Source organism: Paraburkholderia nemoris (assembly GCF_905221015.1).
Lineage (GTDB): Bacteria > Pseudomonadota > Gammaproteobacteria > Burkholderiales > Burkholderiaceae > Paraburkholderia > Paraburkholderia nemoris.
Genome location: NZ_CAJNBO010000023.1, coordinates 1 through 18,178 on the forward strand (window position 1 = coordinate 1; position 18,178 = coordinate 18,178).

The 18,178-nt window shown below is 62.6% G+C and carries 16 protein-coding genes; 1 reads left to right on the forward strand and 15 read right to left on the reverse strand.

From position 1 onward, the window contains the following. Window positions 1-219 precede the first annotated feature (219 nt). Window positions 220-1,128, reverse strand: a complete 909-nt coding sequence (locus tag KHO33_RS29705; protein ID WP_054043051.1) for a LysR family transcriptional regulator — start codon at window positions 1,126-1,128, stop codon at window positions 220-222. A 126-nt stretch (window positions 1,129-1,254) separates the two neighbouring features. On the opposite strand from KHO33_RS29705, the gene gstA reads away from it, so the two are divergent. Next, the gene (gene gstA, locus KHO33_RS29710; protein ID WP_054043053.1) at window positions 1,255-1,884 is read left to right on the forward strand and encodes a glutathione transferase GstA; all 630 of its coding nucleotides are present in this window, start codon (window positions 1,255-1,257) and stop codon (window positions 1,882-1,884) included. Between the two features lie 61 nt (window positions 1,885-1,945). Here gstA and astE read toward each other — a convergent pair whose 3' ends face one another. The 14 genes from astE to KHO33_RS29780 form a co-directional block, all read right to left on the reverse strand. After that, the gene (gene astE, locus KHO33_RS29715; RefSeq protein ID WP_234480689.1) at window positions 1,946-3,010 is read right to left on the reverse strand and encodes a succinylglutamate desuccinylase; all 1,065 of its coding nucleotides are present in this window, start codon (window positions 3,008-3,010) and stop codon (window positions 1,946-1,948) included. Then, entirely contained in the window at window positions 2,994-4,334 is a 1,341-nt protein-coding gene (astB, locus tag KHO33_RS29720) for an N-succinylarginine dihydrolase (protein ID WP_200566488.1), read from the reverse strand. The genes astE and astB overlap by 17 nt, the downstream gene beginning before the upstream one ends. Window positions 4,335-4,343: 9 nt before the next feature. Further along, window positions 4,344-5,807, reverse strand: coding sequence for a succinylglutamate-semialdehyde dehydrogenase (gene astD / locus KHO33_RS29725; protein WP_200566489.1), 1,464 nt, complete (start codon window positions 5,805-5,807; stop codon window positions 4,344-4,346). A gap of 2 nt (window positions 5,808-5,809) precedes the next feature. Further along, window positions 5,810-6,847: an arginine N-succinyltransferase gene (astA, locus tag KHO33_RS29730; RefSeq protein ID WP_054043058.1), complete on the reverse strand. Its 1,038-nt coding sequence runs from the start codon at window positions 6,845-6,847 to the stop codon at window positions 5,810-5,812. Next, a complete protein-coding gene (gene aruF / locus KHO33_RS29735) occupies window positions 6,844-7,902 on the reverse strand; it encodes an arginine/ornithine succinyltransferase subunit alpha (RefSeq protein ID WP_200566532.1) in 1,059 nt (352 codons plus the stop codon). The genes astA and aruF overlap by 4 nt, the downstream gene beginning before the upstream one ends. A gap of 55 nt (window positions 7,903-7,957) precedes the next feature. Further along, complete coding sequence (locus tag KHO33_RS29740; protein WP_054043060.1) at window positions 7,958-9,193, reverse strand: aspartate aminotransferase family protein; 1,236 nt, start codon at window positions 9,191-9,193, stop codon at window positions 7,958-7,960. A gap of 152 nt (window positions 9,194-9,345) precedes the next feature. Beyond that, the gene (locus KHO33_RS29745) at window positions 9,346-10,395 is read right to left on the reverse strand and encodes a GlxA family transcriptional regulator (RefSeq protein ID WP_054043062.1); all 1,050 of its coding nucleotides are present in this window, start codon (window positions 10,393-10,395) and stop codon (window positions 9,346-9,348) included. A gap of 37 nt (window positions 10,396-10,432) precedes the next feature. Next, window positions 10,433-11,224, reverse strand: a complete 792-nt coding sequence (locus tag KHO33_RS29750) for an ABC transporter ATP-binding protein (protein ID WP_054043063.1) — start codon at window positions 11,222-11,224, stop codon at window positions 10,433-10,435. Window positions 11,225-11,303: 79 nt separating this feature from the next. Then, the gene (locus KHO33_RS29755) at window positions 11,304-12,017 is read right to left on the reverse strand and encodes an ABC transporter permease (protein WP_054043065.1); all 714 of its coding nucleotides are present in this window, start codon (window positions 12,015-12,017) and stop codon (window positions 11,304-11,306) included. A gap of 4 nt (window positions 12,018-12,021) precedes the next feature. Continuing rightward, a complete protein-coding gene (locus KHO33_RS29760; RefSeq protein WP_012432581.1) occupies window positions 12,022-12,711 on the reverse strand; it encodes an ABC transporter permease in 690 nt (229 codons plus the stop codon). A gap of 1,121 nt (window positions 12,712-13,832) precedes the next feature. Next, the gene (locus KHO33_RS29765) at window positions 13,833-14,786 is read right to left on the reverse strand and encodes a patatin-like phospholipase family protein (RefSeq protein WP_093646802.1); all 954 of its coding nucleotides are present in this window, start codon (window positions 14,784-14,786) and stop codon (window positions 13,833-13,835) included. Between the two features lie 21 nt (window positions 14,787-14,807). Further along, window positions 14,808-15,359 (reverse strand): hypothetical protein, encoded by a 552-nt coding sequence (locus KHO33_RS29770; RefSeq protein ID WP_054043519.1) that lies wholly within the window; start codon window positions 15,357-15,359, stop codon window positions 14,808-14,810. 517 nt (window positions 15,360-15,876) lie between these two features. Further along, window positions 15,877-17,067: an acyl-CoA dehydrogenase family protein gene (locus tag KHO33_RS29775; protein WP_054043517.1), complete on the reverse strand. Its 1,191-nt coding sequence runs from the start codon at window positions 17,065-17,067 to the stop codon at window positions 15,877-15,879. 22 nt (window positions 17,068-17,089) lie between these two features. Further along, window positions 17,090-18,076, reverse strand: coding sequence for an ABC transporter substrate-binding protein (locus KHO33_RS29780; protein WP_200566490.1), 987 nt, complete (start codon window positions 18,074-18,076; stop codon window positions 17,090-17,092). Window positions 18,077-18,178: the final 102 nt, after the last annotated feature.

An 18,178-nucleotide genomic window follows, 5' to 3' on the forward strand; every position in this document is an offset into this window, starting at 1 on the left:
CTCTGTTTGACATCGATCGCATTCCTTCGTCGACTGGACATGCAACGAAGTTAACAGAATGGACTCCTTGTTAACAGAGGGGAACCACCAAAAATTGTGGGTAATCGCAAGCCCTGTGGGCGCCCCTTTGCCAGGCTCGTTTGGCGAACCGGCTAACGTGCGCTTAAAGGTGCAACTTCGTGTCGCGCTCAGGCAAGCCGGCACGCACCCCGATGCACGTCAGACCGCGCCATCGCCGGCCGCGAAATCGCTGCCGAGCCGCTGCGACAGATGCGTGTACACCGCCGCGACATGCGGCAGATGCCGCGACTCCGGATGCGCCAGCACCCAGACCTGCGATTCGGCTTCGTCGAGCGGCGGAGTCAGTTGCACGAGATCGTCGCGATCACGCGCGAGGAAGGTAGGAAAGATGCCGACGCCGAAACCGCGCACCACCAGTTCGAACACCGCCATCACGCTATTGGTTTTGTAGCGTGGCTCGACCGTCGGACAATGGCGCTTGCGCCACAAGACCGAAGGATGATCGCCGAGCGAACTGTCCGGTGCCGCCCAATCGCAGCGCGACAGCGCATCGGCATCGCTCGCCCGGATACCGCTCGCCTTCGCGGCAAACACGGCGATGCGCAGCGGGCCCACATGTTTGCCGACCAGATGATCCGGTGCGCGGCGCGTAGCGCGCACGGCAATATCAGCGTCGCGTTTGGTCAGGCTCGCAAGGCTGTTGGTGGCGGTCAATTCGAACGACAGCGCCGGATGCAGCGCCGCGAAATCATGCAACGCGGGCAGCAGAAGGCCGTAGAGCACGGTATCGGTGGTCGTCACGTGAACCGCGCCGCTAACGCGGTCACTGCTTGCCTGCACGGTTGAGCGCGCCGCCGCCAACTCGCTTTCGATGCGCTCGGCGTGACGCGCCAGTTGCGCACCGAGCGGCGTCGCGCGATAACCGCTGCGCGAACGCTCGAACAGACGCTGCCCGAGCCCGCGTTCGATCCGCTGCACCGAGCGAAAAATCGTCGAGGCGTCGATCCCCAGGCGCTGCGCGGCTTCCACCAGCGTGCCGGCGCGCACCAACGCAAGAATGGTCTGGGTATCCGCCGAAGTCAGTTCGTATTGCGTTTTTGCACGCATGGTTTGGCAAGCCGCCTGTTTATTCTGAATGCGATCCGGGCTACTTTTACCACATCGACTTGTCGGCCGACGAGCCTTGCCACCGGCACCTGCCGGGACTTCACTCTCGTTTATAGCGGTGACACCATGAAACTCTATTACTCACCGGGCGCCTGCTCGCTGGCCGTTCATATCGCCCTGCGCGAAGCCGGGCTCGACTTCGACACCGTCAAGGTCAACTTGCAAACGCACAAGCTCACCAATGGCGACGACTACTACGCGATCTCGCCGCGCGGTTACGTGCCACTCATCGAATTCGACGACGGCTCGCGCCATACCGAGGGCGCCGCGCTGTTGCAATACATCGCCGATCTTGCGCCGGAGCGCGCCCTGCTACCGCCCGCTGGAACGCCACAGCGGCTCGAAGCGGTCGCATGGCTCACCTATATCAGCACAGAATTGCATAAGACCTTCAGCCCGTGGCTCTGGCATCAGGAGACAGCCGAATCGACGAAACTCGAATGCCGCACGAAACTCGCGACACGCTTTAGCGAACTCGAGGGTGTACTGACGTCGCGCGACTATCTCACCGGACAGTACTCGGTCGCCGATGCGTACGCGTTCACGGTGTTGAGTTGGGCGCGGATGCTGTCAGTGGATCTAGGCCCGTATCCGCACCTCAACGCGTATCTGGCCCGCGTGGCAGCGCGGCCGAAGGTACGTGAGGCGATGGTGGCGGAAGGACTGGTCAGGGAGACCACGACGCAGGCCGCGTAAGCGGTTTGGGATGAGACGTTGCGCGCGAAGGCGCGCGACGTTCTGCTCTGCAATGGCGCGTCTAAACGAGACCGGACAGCGTGTCCTGCGTCGTCTCGATCACCAGCAAACCCGCGCGCAAGCCAGGCTTGACTGTTGCGTTCGGGAACACGAGACGTTCCTCATCGTGACGCACGGCGTAGCGATAATCGCCGTCGCGTGCGAGCACGGTGTCTTTCACGAAGGGTGTGAAATTCGGCACATCCGCGGCCACCAGCAATTCGAATGCGTCGCTTTGCTTGGTGAGCTGGTCGATTACGGTGAACACGCGCGGCATTGCCGCGGGCGCGTTGCCGTTCTTTGTGCCGGCCAGCAGATGACGCACCGCTTCGTCCGCACCGGCGAAACGCGTCAGATCGTTCTGCCCGAACGGGCGCACCTTGCCGAGTTCGAGCGTGCACGCTTCGGCGCCACACGCATGCGCGGTGAAGTGCGAATAGGTGTTGCCCTTAGTCGTATGAAGCAGGACGGCGCTGATGCGCGCTTCGCCGAGCCACTCGAACATGGCGCGCGAAAACGGCTTGCCGGTGTGCGGCAACAAGGCGAATTGCTCGAAAGCCGAGGGGCGGATCGCCGTGTGCATGTCGATGTGCCAACGGGCGCCCGGCTCCTGCGAGGCCGCGGCAAAGAACTGCGTTGCCGCACGCTCCAACGCCGCCGCGCGCGGCGCTTCGTGGCTATGCGGCACCTGCTCGTGACGTCCGCTGAAGAGGCGGTTCAGATCGTCGTCGCGATAGCGGCACGCGTCGCGCATGGCGTCGACGTTGCCGAGAATCACCAGCAAGCGGCACGTCAGCGCGGCATCGCCTCGCGCGATATCGCGCACGAGATACGACAGCAATTCAATCGGCGCGGTTTCATCGCCATGCACGCCGGCAGAGACGAGCACGCTGCGGATGCCTTCATCCCGCACCGCGGGCTCCATCAGCAGCACGCCGTCGTCGAGCCATGACCATCGCACGCCGTTGCCGTTGTCGGCGCACACGCCCTGCGTTTCCTGCGCGCCGGGCCGCGTTCCCGCTAACGTATAGGCAAGGAAATCGTCGAGCATCGAAACCGTCATACCGTGCTCAGCGCTGGAAGTCATACAGCGAACCCAGGCCGAGAATCTGCGTCAGTTCATCGAGCGCGGTGCGCGACTCGGCGAGCAATTGCGGATCGGTCAGATCAGACGGTGCGAGACGATCGCGATAGTGCTTTTCGATCCACGTATCGAGGCGGCCGAACAGCTTGTCGTTGATCCACACGCCAGGCGTCACCGCCGCGCGCTCCGCATCGTTCAGCACCACGCGCAGACGCAAACATGCCGGGCCACCGCCGTTCTTCATGCTTTCGCGCAGATCGAACACGAGCACGTCGTCGATCGGACCGGTGTGCGCGGTCAGTTCGTCAAGGTATGCACCCACGCGCTCGTTTTCGCGGCATTCCTGCGGCACCACCAGCACCTGCTTGCCGTCCGGGCGCGTCAGCAACTGGCTGTTGAACAGGTACGACGTGACCGCGTCGGACACGCTCACTTGCGCGTCGGGCACTTCGATCACGTTGAACTCGGCCTTCAGCCCGGAGAGCTTCGTGCGCAATTCGTCGTACACCGCCTTCTGTTCGACAAACGCGAGTTGATGGCAGAACAGCGTGTTGCGGTTGCCGACCGCGATCACGTCGTTATGGAACACGCCCGCGTCGATTACGTCGGGGTTCTGCTGTGCGTACACCGTGGCCGCTTCTGCCAGGCCGTGACGATGCGCGACCGCGCGGCTCGCCTCGAAGGTCTGACGTGCGGGAAAACGCTTCGGCTCCGGTCCGCGGCGATATTCGCTGCGGCCATACACGAAGAATTCGACGCCGCGTGTGCCGTATTCCGAGCAGAAACGCGTGTGGTTCGCTGCGCCTTCGTCGCCGAGTGCCGGCGTGCCGGGCAGCGCTTCATGCACCGCGAAACGATCCGCGTCGCTGAAAATCGCGCGCAAGGTGCGGCGCGTCGATTCATGCTCGATCGCGCGATGCAGCTTGCTGCACAGATTGGCCGGCGTGAAGTGCACGCGACCGTCGTGCGTGTCGGCTGACGGACTCACCGTCGCCGCATTCGCGGTCCACATCGCCGAAGCCGAACTTGCGGCGGCCAGCAACTCGGGCGCGTCTTTAGCCACGCGTGCGATCACCGTCGCGTCGTCGCCCGAAAAACCGAGCTCGCGCAACAGGCGCATCGAAGGACGCTCCTGCGGCGGCAACACGCCTTGATGAAAGCCGAGATCGGCCAACTGCTTCATCTTGCGCAGGCCCTGCTTGGCAGCGGCCTTCGGATTGGCGACCGACTTCTCGTTGTTCTGCGACGCAACGTTGCCGAACGAGAGTCCGGCGTAATTGTGGGTCGGGCCGACGAGACCGTCGAAATTGGCTTCAGTGGCTTGCATCGTCGATCCTTAGAATTGAAGGCCCGGCGAAACGCTCGCGGGCATTTGCAGTTGCGCGCTTTCGACGGATGCCATCGGGTACGCGCAGTAGTCGGCAGCATAGAACGCGCTCGGCCGGTGATTGCCCGAACGTCCTGGACCACCGAACGGCGCGCCCGACGATGCACCGTTGGTCGGCCGGTTCCAGTTAACGATGCCCGCGCGTATGGTGCGCTGGAAATGCGTCCACAGGGCTTCGTCGTCGGCGAGCAGGCCGGCGGAGAGGCCGAACTCGGTATCGTTGGCTTTTTCGAGCGCTTCGTCGAACGTGCCGTAGCGGATGATCTGCGCCAGCGGTCCGAAATGCTCCTCGTCCGGCAGGTCCTTCACGGCGGTCACGTCGAGAATCGCGGGCGTGACGAAGCCGAGTTTCGGATCGCGCTGCTCCATCCTCAGCAGTGCTTTCGCGCCGTCGGCCAGAAGACGCTCCTGGGCCGCCACCAAACGCGAAGCCGCACTCGCTGAAATGACCGCGCCCATAAACGGCTGCGGATCGGCGTTGTATTCGCCGACGCTGATGCGCGACGTCACTTCCGTCAGGCGCTCTACAAAACGGTCACCGAACGCATCGTTCGGTACGAAGATACGGCGCGCGCACGTGCAACGCTGCCCCGCCGACAGAAACGCCGATTGAATCGTGTGATGCACCGCGGCGTCGACATCCGCCACCGGTCCGATCACGAGCGGATTGTTGCCGCCCATCTCCAGCGCCAGCACGATCTCCGGACGGCCGCCGAATTGCTTGTGCAGCAATGTTCCGGTATCCGAACTACCCGTGAAGAACAGGCCATCGATCTGCCGATGGTTGGCGAGCGCAATGCCCGTCTCTTTCTCACCTTGCACGAGGTTCAGCACGCCGGCGGGCAAGCCCGCATCGCGCCAGATCTGCACCGTGAGGGCCGCTACACCTGGTGCGAGTTCGGACGGCTTGAACACCACTGCGTTACCCGCGATCAGCGCCGGCACGATATGTCCGTTCGGCAAATGCCCCGGGAAGTTATACGGCCCGAACACAGCGACCACGCCATGCGGACGATGCCGAAGCACGGCGGTGCCGTCAGCCATCGGCGAACGCTTTTCGCCGGTGCGCTCGTTGTACGACTGAATCGAAATCTCGACCTTCGCCGCCATCGAAGCGGCTTCAGTGCGCGCTTCCCACAGCGGTTTGCCGGTCTCGCGGCCGATCGCTTCGGCAAGCGCTTCCTTGCGTTCCGTCACGAGCGCGGCGAAGCGGCGCACCACGCCGCAACGCTCGTCAAGGCTTAGCGCCGACCACGCCGCGAACGCACGGCGCGCGCTGCGCACCGCACGATCGACGTCGTCCGCCGATGCGCTATTGCCTTCCCAAACCGTCGCGCCCGTACCCGGGTTGCGCGACGCGAATGCGGGTCCTGTGCCGGCGGCCCATTCGCCGTCGATGAAAATCTCGCTCATGATCATCCTTGTTTGTGTTTCAGCGGCAGCACCCGAACCGGGTCGCCTGCCTTGACGTCGAGTGCGGCCGCCTCGGCGGCGCTCATACGGAACACGCCGTCTTGCGGCACGCCCGCGGCCACGCCCACGCGAAAATCGCCCAGCGACGTATTCGATACCATCGAACGCGGCGCATCCTGCGGCGCGCCCGCCGGTACGTCGGCGATCTCGACCGGCACAACCACGCTTTCGCGCACCGTGCGCAAGTCGGCGATATGGCATTCGAGCACCGGACCCGCATCGAAGATATCCACGTGATTCTCGTAGCGCAGCCCTTCCGATTCGAGCATGCGGCGCGCCGGAATCGTGTCGTTATGCGTGAGGCCGACGCATTCCTGCGCCTCTTCCGGCAGCAGTTCGACATACACCGGATAACGCGGCATCAGCTCGGCGAGAAACGCCTTGCGGCCGTGCGAGCTCAGATAATCCGCCGCATTGAAATCGATCTGGTAGAAATGCGAGCCGACCGCACGCCAGAACGGCGAGGTGCCTTCCGCATCGAAATGGCCGCGCAATTCCGCGCACAAACGCTGCGGAAAGCGCTCGCGAAACTGCGCGAGAAACATGAAGCGCGAACGCGACAGCAAACCGCCGACGCCGCTCGTGCGGTAACGCGGGCTCAGGAACAGCGAACACACTTCGGCGTAACCCGTCAGGTCATGCGAAATGTTCAGCGCGCGCATGCGCGTCCAGATGCCGAGGTCCTGGCTCGCGTGCACCACCGTGCTCACGCGATAGTTGTAGAACGGTTGCTGCAGACCGACTGACGTTTCGATGCCGCAGACGCCGGCCACGTCGCCGGTGTCGGTGTCTTCCATCACGAAGAAGTAACCGGCTTCGTGCGGCTCGGCCTTGTCTTCCATCGTGCGGCGGGCACGTTCAACGCGCGCCGCAAGAGCATCGCGATCCGGCTTGAAGGTGGTGAGACCGGGACCGGTCTCCTGCGCGAGCCGCATGAGCGCGTCCACATCGCCTCGTTGCACTACACGAACGACGATCATCGTGCGTCTCCCGTCAATTCTTCCTGATGCGGCTGATGCAGTGGCACGCAGCGTACCGCGTCGCCCTCCTGCACGCCGAGTGCGGCGCGCGCCGCATGCGACAGCGACGCGCCGGTCGCCTTCTCGCCCGACAAGGTATCGAGCACGCAGCGGAACTCACCGTCCGCCCCGTTATGCGCGATCAGATAAGTCGAGCCCCCGGCAGCCGCGCCGGCTTCGCGCACCACACGTGTTTCATTACGCGTCACGCAGGCGCTGCGATCCACCTGCGCAGTCAACACCGGGCCCGCGTCGAAAATGTCGATAAAGCGATCCGTCTCGAAGCCTTCTTCGAGGTGAATGTCATACGCGAGCAGCGCCTTCGAATCCGGTTCGCCGAGCACGCGCTGCGCCGCTTCCGGCAGCAAGGGCACGTAGATCGGATAGGTCGGCATCACTTCGGCGATAAAGGTGCGGCTGCGCCCGCCCGATTCGATTTCGATGTCGGCGAAATTGCGGCCGAAGAACTTGCGCCCCACCGCTTCCCAGAACGGCGACACACCTGAGTCGTCGGTCACGCCGAGCAGCAGCGAGAACACTTCAGGCGTGAAGCGCTTGCGATTGGCGGCGATGTACATCATCCGTGCTCGTGACATCAGATGCGCGGCCGCATCGCCACGCAGCGACGGGTCGATGTAAAAGCCCGCCAGCCGGCTCTTGCCCGTCAATTCATGCGACATGGTCAGCGCGTGGATCTTGCGATTCACGTGCAATTCACGCGACGCATGAATCAGCGCGTCATTGCGAAACGCGTAGAACGGATCGGAGTAACCGGCTGCGGCGACGATGCTCGCCGTGCCCATCAGCTTGCCGCTCTGTGCGTCCTCGAGCACGAACAGATAGAACTCCTCGCCCGGAAAATCGACATCCGCGCGAAACGAGTCTTCCGACAACGCGACGCGCGCTTCGAGCGCGCCCCGGTCGTGCGGCAGCGAATGTAGCACCGGTTGCGCGGTGCGCGCCATATGTTCGAGCGCATCGAGATCGGCGAGGCGGCCGGGGCGTACGAAGAGCATCATCGTTCCTGTTGAATGTGACGCATGATTCAGTGCTTTAGCTCGCTGCCGTGGTTCACTTCGACGCGGCTTCAGTCTTTGCGCCGACGATCTCTTCGATCGCCTTCGCCAGACGCGCGAAGCCTTCATACATGTCGTCGAGCGGCATGATGAGCGAGGGCACGAAACGCAGCACGTCCGGACCCGCCATTAGCATGATCACGCCGTGCTGACCCGCAGCGGTGACGAAATCTTTCGCGCGGCCCTTGAACGCATCGGTCAACTCAGCACCGATCAACAGACCCTTGCCACGCACTTCCTTGAACAGACCAAAGCGTTCGTTGAGCTTCGCGAGTTGGCCCTTCAATGCTTCGCTGCGGGTACGCACGCCTTCGAGCACCTTCGGATCGCTGATCAGCTCGACCACCTTCTCCGCGATCGCCGCGCCCAGCGGATTGCCGCCGTAGGTCGTGCCATGCACGCCAACCTTGAAGTGCGCGGCCAGTTCCTTGGTGGTCAGCATCGCGCCGATCGGGAAACCGTTGCCGAGCGCCTTCGCGGTGGTCAGGATGTCCGGCGTCACGCCGGTGTCCTGATACGCGTAGAAATAGCCGCTGCGGCCCACACCCGTTTGTACCTCGTCAAAAATCAGCAGTGCGCCGTGCTCATCGCAGGCTTCGCGCAGCGCTTTCAGGAACGCCGGATCGGCCGGGATCACACCGCCCTCGCCCTGGATTGGCTCGACGATCACCGCGCAAGTCTTCGCGCCGATCGCTTTTTTCGCCGCTTCGATATCGTTGTAAGGCAGATGGATGATGCCGGCCGGCACCGGGCCGAAGCCTTCCGAATACTTCGGCTGGCCACCGACGCTCACCGTGAAGAACGTACGGCCATGGAACGACTGCGTGAACGAGATGATTTCGACCTTATCGGCGCCATGGCGCTCGAACGCGACGCGGCGCGCCAGCTTCAAGGCGGCTTCGTTCGCTTCCGCGCCCGAGTTGGCGAAGAACGCGCGGTCGGCGAAGGTCAGGTCTTCGAGACGTTTGGCAAGACGCAGCACCGGTTCATTGGTGTAGCCGTTACCGATGTGCCACAGCTTGCCGCCCTGATCGTGCAGGACTTTCAGCAGTTCAGGATGGGCATGACCGAGCGCGGTGACGGCGATACCGCCGGCGAAGTCGATATAGTCGCGGCCTTGCGTATCCCAGACGCGTGAGCCGAGACCGCGATCCGGCACGAAGGCGGCGGGCGAAAACACCGGCACCATCACTTCGTCGAAGGTCTGGCGTGTCACAGTCAGGTCGTTCATGGCGAATCCTCGTTACAGGTGAGAGGTAGTACACGTAGTGTAGGAAACTGCGCGCGTTAAGTCTTGCGCATACGCGACGCTTTCTATGAGCTTCCGGCGGATATGTCGCGTGCAGCTTGCAGACTGCGCGCTTTCCGGCCGCTTACTCCTGGTTATTCCGCCTGGTCGGGCCGTTCGATCAACGCGGCCGGCCGCGGCTCGCTGGCCGCGGCGCCGGTCGCACCGGTCTGCTTGTCGATCCAGTTACGACGATCCTCGCGTGGTGTGACACCGAAGCGTTCGCGGTAAGCATTCGAAAAGTGCGCCGCCGACGAAAATCCGCAAGCAAGGCTGATCTGCACCACTGATTTGCTGGTGCGCTGCAATTGCGTGCGCGCTTTCGAAAGCCGCAGCCCCAGATAGTATTTGGACGGCATCGAGCCGAGGTACTGACGAAACAGGCGCTCCAACTGACGCCGCGAGACACCGACGAGACCGGCGATTTCATCGGTGGTCAGCGGGTCTTCGATATTCGCTTCCATCAGCATGAGCGCATCGTTCAGACGCGGATGACGCTCGCCCGGTGCGGTCACGAACGGAATGCGTTGACGCTCTTCGCCCGCGCGCAATACACCGACGCCGAGCGTATCGGCAATCCGGTCCGCCAATTCGGGCCCGTGATCGCGGCCGATCATCGCCAGCATGAAGTCGACGGTCGCCTGACCGCCCGCGCAGGTTGCGCGATCACGGTCGATTTCGAAAATCTGTTGGGTGACGATCGAGCGCTCGAACTGCTCGGAGAACTGCTGATAGGTTTCCCAGTTGACGCTCACGCGATAGCCGGACAACTGCCCCGCCATCGCCAGCCACCAGACACCGTGATGAATACCGGTGACGAGCGGCGTGCGCTGCCCGACGCGCGACAAACTTGCCAAAAACAGCCGGTAGTCCGCGAATTGCTGGAACCGTTCGCTGACGATGATCAGCCAGTCGCACGAAATCGCATCGCCGAAGGCGGCATCGGCCGGCCATTGTGCGCCGCCCGACAAGGACACCGCACGGCCGTCCCACGAACACACTTGCACGCGGTACAGCGCCCGGCCGTCGATTTCGTTGGCGAGATTGAGCGCGTCGACGATCGGCCCGACGCCCGACATCGACACCGGCGGCAAGGCGACGATGGCGACCTGCGTGGTGCGAGCCGGGTTGGACGTGCGAGCCATCACTTGTCAGTAAAACGCGGAATGCGCGAGCCGCGCGTTACTTCAGGCTGCCGGAGAGGAACTGCTTCAGCCGTTCGCTGCGCGGCGTGGTCAGCACTTCAGCGGGCAAGCCCTCTTCTTCGGTGCGGCCCTGGTGCAGGAACATCACATGGTTCGACACGTTGCGCGCGAAGCCCATTTCGTGCGTCACGACGATCATCGTGCGGCCTTCTTCAGCGAGCTTCTGCATCACCTTCAGCACTTCGCCGACCAGTTCGGGATCGAGCGCGGAAGTGGGTTCGTCGAACAACATCACGTCGGGGTTCATCGCCAGCGCACGCGCAATAGCGACCCGTTGCTGCTGACCGCCCGACAGATGCGACGGATACTGCTTTTCCAGACGCGGCGCGAGACCCACCTTCTCGAGATATTCGCGCGCCCGTTCTTCGGCTTCGCGACGCGACATGCCGAGCACATGAATCGGTGCTTCGACGATGTTCTCGATCACGTTCATGTGCGCCCACAAGTTGAAGTGCTGGAACACCATCGCCAGTTTTGTGCGGATGCGTTGCAGCTGCTTGTGATCGGCCACTTCCAGATTGCCGGCGCGGTCGGCTTTAGTCTTGACCATTTCGCCGTCGACGACGATCTGCCCCGCGTTCGGCCGCTCGAGAAAATTGATGCAGCGCAGGAATGTGCTCTTGCCCGATCCGCTCGCGCCGATGATGCTGATCACGTCACCCTTGTTTGCGTTCAGCGACACGCCTTTGAGCACTTCGTTGTCGCCGTAGCGCTTGTGGATGTCCTGGACGGCGAGCTTGCAAGCTTCGGTTTGAGTCGTGTGGAGCAAGATGCTCTCCCTTTGAAAATACGGATCAATCTACGTGACGGCGCGAACCTGCCGCGCCGCTCAATCGAAACATGCCTGCTCAGTGCGTGCGCACCGCCAGGTAACCCAGCCAGTGACGCTCCGCGCGACGGAACAAGGCCACCAGCCCAAACGACACCACGAGGTAAATCAGCGCCGCGAGGCCGAACGCGTCGAACGACTGATACGTGGCGGAATTCGCATCGCGCGCCACCTTCAGAATGTCCGGCACCGTGGCCGTAAACGCGACCGTGGTGGCGTGCAGCATCAGGATCACTTCGTTACTGTACAACGGCAGCGCCCGGCGCAGCGCGGACGGTATCACAATGCGGCGGTACATCGTGAACCAGCTCATCCCGTAGGCACGGGCCGCTTCCACTTCGCCGTGCGAAGTCGAACGGATCGCACCGGCGAAAATCTCGGTGGTGTACGCGCAGGTGTTCAGGGCGAAGGCGAGAATCGCGCAGTGAAAGCCGCTGCGGAAAAACGCGTCGAGCAACTGATGCGAGCGCACGAATTCGAGGCTGTACATGCCGGTGTAGATCAAGAGCAGTTGCACGTACAACGGCGTGCCGCGAAACACGTAAGTGTAGAGACGCACCGGCGTCGACAGCCAGCGCTTCTTCGATACGCGCGCCACCGCGAGCGGAATCGCCATGAAAAAGCCGATCCCGATCGACGCCACCAGCAGCCACAGCGTGACCGCCAGACCGGACATGCGCTGACCGTCCCAGTACAGGAACGCGCGCCAGAATTGATTGAGAATGTCGATCATGGTCTTAGAGCTCCGCGTGACGCACGCCGATGGAATAGCGCTTTTCCAGCCAGATCAGCACGAGATTCGACGCGGTGGTGATCGCCAGATAGATCAGCGCGGCGACCAGAATGAAGAAAAACATGTTGAAGGTGCTCTTGCCGGCGTCCTGGGCGGCTTTGACGACATCGGCGAGACCGATGATCGACACGAGCGCCGTGGCCTTGACGAGCACTTGCCAGTTATTGCCGATGCCCGGCAGCGCGAAACGCATCATCTGCGGAAACAGGATGCGCGTGAATACTCGCGCGCCGCTCATGCCGTAGGCACTGCCCGCTTCGAGCTGGCCACGCGGCACGGCGAGAAACGCGCCGCGGAAGGTCTCGGTGAAGTACGCCCCGTAGATGAAGCCGAGCGTCAGCACACCGGCCACGAACGGATCGATATCGAACTGCGGGAGATTGAGCGCATCGGTGAGATTGTTGACCGCGATCTGGATGCTGTAGAAGAGCAGCAGCATAAGCACGAGGTCGGGCACCGAGCGGATCAGGGTCGTATAGCCGGTGGCGATTGCCCTGAGTGGGCGATTGAAGGAGAGTTTCGCCGCCGCGCCCGCGAGGCCGAGCAGCACGGCGGCTGCCAGCGACAGGACGGACAGCTCGATCGTCTGGATCGTGCCGGCCAGCAACACCGGACCAAAGCCGTAAAGGAACACGCGTGTCTCCATCCAGGTTTTATTGAGGATGTCATGGATGGGGGGCGGGTTAGGCCTGCCCGACTCATCCGGCATGGCGCGGAGTCTCGCAAGCGGAAATTAATTTCTCAAAGAGAGACGGAGGGTGTGCTGCGGTGCAGCAATGGGGTGTTTGCTCTGGCTGGGCGCTGGCAGGGCCTATCTCTGCGGGGGATATGGGTTTGTAAGGTGCGTGACTCGCTGTCTGCGCTGCCGCGATTTAGCAAGTTTTGGGTCGCTTTTTCGATATAGATTGGGGCCTGCGGCGCGTCTCTGTTTGGCCGTGTTCTTAGCACTTTGGCCTTTCCTTGCATTGTTAGTGGTCTATTAGCGTTCCCCCTGTGCGGGGGGGCACCTACTTCTCTTTGCCGGCTGCAAAGAGAAGTAGGCAAGAGAAAGCAGCTCAAACCGCTAATGCGAAGTGGGCACCGTAGTCTGCTGCGGGTCGTGGTGCGACTGGAATCCGTGTTCTCTCACCTTCGGCGTTAGTGACAAAGGACTCATCAGCTCCCACTCCGCACTGCGTGCGTCGCGGACGGGTCTGCAGGGGAAACCACCGGCTTCGGTTGCGCGCAGTGAGGGCCGTCGGCTTCGCCTCGGCGACGTGCCTCTGCACTCCCCCGGGAAACCCGCCTCAAACGATATGTCGATGTACTGCAATCACCGTCCCGGTCACGATCACAGTCGCGGCTGCGGCTACCGTAGGCGGTTGCAGTTGCCGCTCCAATTGCAATCGCAGTGGCAGTGGCGCCCAATGACGAGCCACGGCCCGGTAGCAAGACGTCGCGTCAAAACGTAGCGATTGGTTTTATGAACGACTCTTCGGAGCGCGCAGCGCCGCCGGAAGTATGACGCCCTTGTCACAAGCCCAAACAGCGGCACGAACACAGATTCCAGTCGCACCACTACCCCTGGCAAACCACGGTGCCCGCTTAGCAGGGGCTTCTAGCCGCTTTCTTTTGCCTACTTTTCTTTGCGGCGGCAAAGAAAAGTAGGTGCCCCCCGCACAGGGGAAACGCTAATACACCACTAACAATTCAAGGAAAGGCCAAAGCCCTAAGAACACGGCCAAAAAGCGCCGCGAAGGCAAAAAAACCAACCCCTCATTCAATCCCCAGCCGAGCCCGAATAGCCGGCAACATATACTCCACCGCAGCGCGCCCCTCCTCCATCGCGGGCCCGGCCCGGTGAAAATCAAAAATCCCCATCCCGCCCAGCCGCGGCTGAATCAAAATATCCGCCGGCTCACCGGCAAGGCGACTCCTCGAAATCCGCACCTGCATGATGTCAATACTCTGCGCGATCGAGCTCAGCATCGAAGGCACCCGCGCACTTGGCGCCGGCGCCACCCGCACATCATCGGAAGCGCGTCCTTCGGCAGGTGCCAGCCAGCGCGGCCAAGGCTTCCCATTACGCCGCAACGCGACCGGCGGCGGCGCATCCGGATCCAGTGCCGGCGTGTCAACCGCCGCGCCACCAAAATCGCGCCCATTCAGAATGTCGTTGTTCAGATCGACCGCGATCACGCAATCCGCCCGCATGCCGCGCGCCACCGAAACCGGCACCGGATTGCTCAAACCGCCATCCACCAGCCACACACCGTTGTGATAAACCGGCGTGAAAATCCCCGGAATCGCAATCGAGGCACGCACCGCGTCCACCACGCTGCCGTCCTGCAACCAGCTCTCACGGCCCGAATCGAGTTCGGTGGCCACCGCCGCGAACGGCATGTTCAATTGCGCGATCGAGCGGCCGGCGAATTTGTCCGCGAATATCTGGATCACCTTGCGCCCGCCCAGCAAGCCGCCCGAAAAACGTAGATCGAGCAGCCTCACCACGGTTTGCCAGGTAAGCTTCGACACCCATTCTTCAAGCCAGTCGAGATCGCCGTTGGCATACACGGCGCCCACCAGCGCGCCAATCGACGTGCCGCACACCACATCCGGCTTGATGCCCGCATCGTGCAACGCGCGAATCGCACCGATATGCGCCCAGCCACGTGCTGCGCCGCCCCCCAACACCAGCCCGATCCGGCTGTATCGACGTCGATGTATCATGTGTTCCCCGCCTTTTATCGGCTAGCGCCCGCGTATCACGTCCGAGCGCGATGTCGTGTACACCTTCTGATATTGGTCGAAGTGCACGTTGAAAATGCCTTCTTCTGTCACCCCGCCCTCGCGCCATTTCCAGCTCCACACGGTTTCCGGCTTCAGCGGAAACACGGCGATCTGGCCTGGCTTGCCGAGCAGGCGGCGTACTTCGTCTTCAGTCATGCCGATCCGAATCTTCCCGAAGTTGTCGGCGGTCAGCACCTGCGTAATGGCTTGCAATTTACCGTCACGATCGATGTCGACCATGTACGTGTTCAGTCCTTGCGGGCCGCGCGGATATTCGAAACGCTTCGAACCGTCGGTAAACGTGCGCTCGGTTTCCGGCTTGCCCATCTGATCGCGGATCTGCGCCTCGGTGGTAATACCCGGCGTCATATTCTTGAGTAGCAACGCGTCCGGCTTGACGGCGTTGAAGAATTCCTTGAATTTTTGCACGGCGCGGTCGCTCTGTTGGTCGTCGCAACCGGTCAGTGCAACGCACGCGGCCAGCATCGCGACAGTAAGCAGTTTGAGGCTCACAGCGAGTTTCCTGTACGGACACAAAGCGGCAATCCGCCCGCATCCCGTTGTGTAGGGTGTACTACAGGATAACCGCGTGCGGAAAAAACCGCGAGCGAAGGCAGCAAGGCGGTCATGGGCCGCCGTGTGGCGTAATTTGCAGTGGAATGCGAGAAACCGTCGCCACAAACAAAAAGGCGACGCTGTGCAAAGCGTCGCCAAGTCGGTCGATACGGTCAAACCGGAAACCAAACAGCGGCTGAACAGCCGCTTGAAACGCAGCATCGCGGACGACGCGCAGCGGTCCGGTCCCGGGCGAAGCGGTGAGAGACCTTGGCCTCTGACCTTGCGCCGTCGCCGGAATGGCGGACCGCTGCTTGTTTGGCCGCCCTGGTCCCTCGATAAGCCCCTCAAGTGCAGCTAATCTAAACGGATTGCCGGATTTAAACGAGAGCGCGTTTACACCGAATTGGCAGAGGATTTGCAGTGGGCTGCGCAGGCGCAGTCCACGGTTTGCACGGCGGTCGCGCAGTTCTCCCTACGCGCGGACAAACGCAGCGAAACCCGAGCGCCCTGCCCCCTGTAGCACCGAATCATTCTGCGGCGTATGAATTCGCGCGCACAGCACGTCGCGATAGTGACGCTCGAGCGCATTGTCGCGACTCAGACCGGGATTGCCGCTCGCTTCGACGGCCAGTTGCACCGCCTCAATGGCCTGGTTAGTCACCGTGTATTTGACGAGCGGCGCTTCGTCGAGTGTCACGCGCTCGGTGTGCGCGCTTGCATCGAGCAGCACGCGATTGCTGAACAGCAGCGCGTCGATGCGGCCGAGCGTCTGCTGAAACGCGGGCAGGCTTGCGAGCGGCGCGCCGAGATTGCCGGGTGTGCGTTCAGCGGCCCATTGCGCGAACCAGTCGCGCGCCGCCCGTGCGACGCTGTCATACACCGCCGACAACAGCACGCTCATCCACGCGAAGCCGAGTGCATCGAGTCCCGCACCCGGCTCGCCGGGCGGATGGACGTCAACCGCGTGAGCAGCTGGCACAAACACGTTGTCGAACACGAGCTCGTGACTGCCCGTGGCGCGCATGCCGAGATGATTCCACTCGCTGCCGACTCGCACGCCCGGAGTGTCCCGATGCACCAGCCACACGCCGACGCGCGGCGGCGTCTCGTCGCTGCGCGCCCAAACCGCAAGCCACGTGAGACCTGGGCTGCCGGTCGAGTACAGCTTGCTGCCATCAATGATCCAGCCATCGGCGCTGCGCTTCGCGATCGTCGATGGCAAACCACCGCGTGCCGGCGTGCCCAACTCGGGCTCGACGCGCAGCGAGTTGATCAAAGCGCCATCGCGTACCGCTTCACGCGCCACACGTTCACGCAGTTCGACGGGCCAATCCGGGTTGCCCTGCAAGCGATGATGAAACAGGTATTGCATCACCAGCACGAGTGCCGTGGACGGCTCGCCGCGCGCCACTGCGCGCACCACCTTCAAGGCCTGCGGCAAGCTCGCACCCGCGCCGCCAAGCGATGCGGGAACGGTCAACGAGAGCAGATCGAATTCATGCAAGCGCGCCAGATTGGCGTGCGGAAATTCCGCCGTGCGGTCGTAGTGAGCCGCACCGGCAGCGAACTCGCTCGTGAGCCGCGCGAGCAGCGCGTCGAACGCAGCGCTATCGAGCGGTGGATGACGGCGCGTCACCGCGCTTTCGGCAATCGGGGCATTCATGCAAGGACTCCGGCAGGCCGCGTCAAGGCAGCGGGAAGCTGCGATCGAAGCTCGTACGCACGTCGAGATGCGCACGAATCACGTTGGCGGCTTCGTAGGTATCGGCGGTGCGCTGCTGCGCGCTGACGACGCTGTCGTCGATCGCAACCGGATGCACCTGGCCGCGCTGATAGACGGTTTTCAGCACATCGGTCGGCAGACCGGTGACTTTCGATTGCATCGCCGCTACTTCGTCGGGATGCGACAGTGCCCAACGCTGGCCAATCGCCACGCGTCGCAGGAAGTCGGCAAGTTGCACACGCTTCTCCGCGATCGCGCGTTCGGTTGCAACCTGATAGCTCAGCCCTTCGGACAGACCGACGCCGTTGGCGATGATGCGATCGTGATCGCGCGCTTCACCGAGTGCCGTGTACGGGTCCCACACCGACCATGCGTCGACGCTGCCCGAAGCAAGCGCCGCTTTCGCATCGGCGGGTGCGAGGAACACGAACGTGACGTCGCTGACCGGCACGTTGGCCTTCTTCAACGCGGCGAGCGCGAGATAGTGGCCGATCGAGCCGCGCGTCGTGGCGATGCGTTTGCCCTTCAGGCTGGCAGCATCGTTCAACGGCGATTGCGCGCCGACGACGATCGCCAGATCCAGCGGATTCGATCGGGTTGCCGCGACCGCACGTACCCGCGCGCCGGCTGCGAGCGCGAACACGAGCGGCGCGTCGCCGAGTCCGCCGACATCCACCGCGCCGGCATTCAGTGCTTCGCCAAGCGGTTGCGCGGCAGGAAAGTTGAACCACTCGATCTTGTACGGCAGGTCTTTGAGTTGTCCGGATGCTTCGAGAATGCCGCGGGTTTGCAAGGACTGGTCGCCGACTTTGAGCACGGGCAGATCCGCTGCATAGGACTGCGTTGCGCAAAGCGTCGCGCACAGTGCGAGCACTGCCGCGCCGAGTGGTTTGAGCAACGCGCTTTGCAATACGGATGAGGCGGAGAACTTAGAACTAGAAGTCGTCATGGCGGCGATTACGTCGTGGCATTCAGATAATGTGCTATCGACGATAAGGCACGCATCTGTATAAGACAAACGCATTATTCTGCTAAGCAAATATGCGAATTT